Origin of the sequence: Halochromatium sp. (genome assembly GCF_046541315.1) — a bacterium.
Taxonomy (GTDB): Bacteria; Pseudomonadota; Gammaproteobacteria; order Chromatiales; family Chromatiaceae; genus Lamprobacter.
The window spans coordinates 1-3,459 of record NZ_JBKHDN010000253.1 but is presented as its reverse complement, the minus strand read 5'-3'; the positions used below and the strand labels follow the sequence as shown (position 1 = coordinate 3,459).

Below are 3,459 nucleotides of genomic sequence, written 5' to 3'. Positions count from 1 at the left end.
GGGATCGAAGCGGTAGCCGAGGCGTTCGATATCGGGCGCGAAGTGCCGCGCGACCAGCGCGGCGGTCTCATCGTCGTAGTAGGCGCGGTAATCGGTGCTGCGGTCGCGGGCCTGGCGGCGATGCGGGAGCTTGGGCGGATCGATGCCGATCCGCGCGCAGGCCTCGCCGAAGTCTTGCTCCAGGCGTTCATAGCGGCCGATGAAATCGACGATCAGGTTGCCGCGCAGGTCGATCAGGTAATCGGTCTGCAACGCGATCGAGGTGTCGAGGTGATATTGCGGCGGACGCTCGGGGTCGAGCTTCCAACGCAGGAAGCCGGCAAAGTCCTCATGGCCTCCGAGATACCTTGGCCGCTCGCGGCGGATATGGTGGAAGGAGCTGACCTGCAGATCCCAGGGGTTGCGCACGAAGGCGAACTTGAACAGCGCCGCGAAGACCTCGCGCGGCAGCAGCTCCTGGGCGGCAATGATCTTGGCGTGGCGCGGCAGTTTGCTGCCGATGCGATGGCCGCTGAGATGGCTGAGCCGGCTGCAGACGAACATCGGCCAATACCAGGGATCGGCCCAGCGCCGGCGCGCCAGCGCCGCGCGCACGCTGGTGCCGCCGGTCTTGGCGATATGGACGAACAGGAACTGGTGTTTCAAAGAGAGCAGCATGCGACATTGTAGCCGCAACGCCGAGACTCATTGCTCGCGCGGCACCAGGTCGCGGTAGGCGTGCCAGGTCGCGTGACCGAGCAGCGGCATCATGAGCGCGAGGCCGATGTAGAAGGTCGCCAGGCCAAGCCCGATGAAGCACACGATGAGCACGGCCCAGAACGTCATGGGCACCCAGTTTTGGAGCACCGCCTTGACGCTGGTGCGGATCGCGGTGAAGCCATCGACCTTGCGGTCGATCAGCATGGGTACCGAGATGGCGCTGATCGCGTAAGCCACCCAGGCGAGGATGAAGCCGACCGCGATGCTCGCGAACGCGAACGCATTGTGCTGTCCGGAGAGGAACACGGAGCCGAAGAAGTTCTCCAACGGCGGATGCATGCCGTCGAAGAGCAGGGCGAACAGCACGAAGTTGGACATCATCCACAGCTGCATGATGATCAACAGGCCGGCGGTGATGACCCCAAGTTGGGCTTGGTTCCTCCGCCAGGCCTCGAGCGCGCTGCAAAACTGGACCGGCTCGTTGGCCTCGAGGCGGGCGCTCATCTGATAGAGGCCGAGGCCGATGATCGGCGCGAGCAGGTAGAAGCCAGCGGCGAGGAAGGGCACGATGTAGAACAGGCCCTCGCGCATCAGGCCGAGCGTCATCAGGCCGCTGATCAAGACGATGACGGCCCCATAGGTGAAGCTGTGACGACGCGCGTTCATCATGTCGCGCCAGCCTTTGTTGATCCACTCCCAGGGGTGGGAAAGATTGATCTGATTGACGATGATCTCTTCGGCCGCGACATCGGCGGCGACGCTGGTTGGTTCCATCGTGAAATCCTCTGGTGCGATCGTTGTTTTGGAAAGGCAATGGCGGGGCGCTTTCGGCGTTTACCCGCGCCATCCCTAATTTGGTCTAATCATTGATGAAACGCAAGGAATCATTCGATGTCGATCGCGACCAGATCCGGGCTCGGCTCGGGCTCGCTCGCGCCCTCGCGCAGGACCCGGTTGATGCGCTCGAAGCGCGCATGCAACGCCGCCGAGGCCGCCGCCGGGGTGGTCAGATACCAATCGCGCAGTAGGACGCCAACGTCATCGTTGACGCCGGGCTCGCCCTCGCTCATGCGATCACGCAAGCGCTCGACCTGGCGCTGCATGCGCTGGGCCTGCAAGCGCTCCGGCGATTCGACCTGGGCGACGATCTCGAGGGTGAGGCAGAGCGATTCGCGTCTTTGCAGGTTCTCTTCGAGCAAGGCGCCGAGCGCGGGGCGCTGCCCTGGGTCGCGACAGCTGGCGAGCACCTTGGCAAAGGCGGCGTCGATCGCCCGCGCCAGTTGTTGCTCCTCGATCACGGGTAACGCCTGCCAGTCCTGTTGCAGACGCTCGCAGTCGCCGCCCCCATCGGCAGCCCCGTCGGCAACGGCGCTGGCGAGCAGATGGCGGGCGGCGTTGTCGCAATAGGTGGCGCGGCGCGCGAGACGCTCGAGGCCGGTCCACCGCTCGGCGTCATGCAAGCTCGCCAGGCGTTCACGCACGGCGGCCAGGGCCTCGCGCCAGGCGCGATTCAGCCCGGCTTGCGCCTGGTGCGGCACCGGCAAGGCCTGGGTATCGCTCCAGCGCCGCTTGAGTTCGCTGCTCTGGCGCTCCAGCTCGGCGGGTGAGCGAATGGCAGCGGACTCGGCCAGGGCCAGGAGATCCCGGCAGATGGCCTCGCGGGTGGCTTGGTGTTCGCGCAAGCTGGCGCCCCGCGCCTCGTATTCGGCGGCGCGGCGCGCGAAGACCGCGTCGCTGGCGGCGCGGAACTGCTGCCAGAGCGCGTTCTCGTCGCGGTGGCGGGCCGGGACCGTGGTCTGCCATTGCTGTTGCAGTTGCTTGGCGGTGTCGATCGCCTTGCGCAGATCGGGCTCGTCGGCCAGCGCCCGCATCCGTTCCAGCAACCGTTGCTTCTGCGCCTGGTTGCGCTCGCGCTCCTCGGCCAGGACGCGGTCGAGCCGGCGCAGCGCGCGGCGGAAGCGGCCTTCGAGCGCGCGATCGCGCGCGGCCTGGTTGTCAGCGCCTGCTGCCTTGCTCCCCAGGGCCTTGGGCTCCGAGGCCTTGATCTCCGGCGCCTCGATCAGGGCGTTCCAGGCCTGGCGCATCTCGCGTTCGGCGCGATGCAGTTTCTTCCAATCGACACGCTCCCAGTCGACCTTGTCGAGAAAGTCCTCGAGACGCTTGGCCAAGGCCTCGCGCTGTTTGCGATTCTCGCTGCGCAGCGCCGCCTGGGCCTCGAGATAGGGTCGGCAGCGCGCACGGATCTGCTCGCCAGCCTGGCGAAAACGCGCCCAGAGCGCGTCGTCGGCCGGCGCGCCCTGGTGGTCGAGCTGTTGCCAGTGCGCCTTGAGTTCCCGCAAGCGGTTGATGCTGGGCTCATCGGCATGCTCGCTGTCGGCGGCCAGGGCCTCGGCCTCGGCGCAGAGCTGGGCGCGATGCTCATCGGTGCTCCAGCGCCGCCAATGGCGCAGCTCGCGCAGTTGCGGGGCGATGCGCTTGAGACGTTCGTCGATGGCGCCGATGGTCTCGCGCCCGATGGCGGCCGAGCGCGCCTGCTCAAGCGTCGCGCTGATGCTCTGGTAGAGCGGGTCGGCCTTTTTCAGCTCGCCGGCGTCGAGATGCGCTTCCAGCTCGGTGAGCCGCTCGGGCAGTGCCTCGAGCTTGCGCGTCAGCTGTTTGCGATGCCGTTGCAGGCGTTGTTCGAGACGGTCGAGGAGATGGTCGATCTCCCGCAGCCGCATTGCCTGCGGCAAGGCTGTTTGAGACGAAGCGGCCGGCGGC

Annotated in this window: 3 protein-coding genes; all 3 read right to left on the bottom strand. The window is 66.8% G+C overall.

What is annotated here, in order from left to right; all coding sequences use genetic code 11:
• The coding region (locus ACLFQI_RS12665) for a sulfotransferase family 2 domain-containing protein (protein ID WP_410759844.1) at nt 1-657 on the bottom strand (657 nt) is incomplete at its 3' end.
• A gap of 27 nt (nt 658-684) precedes the next feature.
• Nucleotides 685-1,473, bottom strand: a complete 789-nt coding sequence (locus ACLFQI_RS12660; RefSeq protein WP_410759842.1) for a DUF2189 domain-containing protein — start codon at nt 1,471-1,473, stop codon at nt 685-687.
• Between the two features lie 110 nt (nt 1,474-1,583).
• Nucleotides 1,584-3,459: DUF349 domain-containing protein (locus ACLFQI_RS12655; protein WP_410759840.1), on the bottom strand; the 1,876-nt coding region annotated here is incomplete at its 5' end.

Excerpts from the sequence above, each read along its gene's own strand:
- ACLFQI_RS12660 (WP_410759842.1), bottom strand. The coding sequence starts at position 1,473 with ATGGAACCAACCAGCGTCGCCGCCGATGTCGCGGCCGAAGAGATCATC.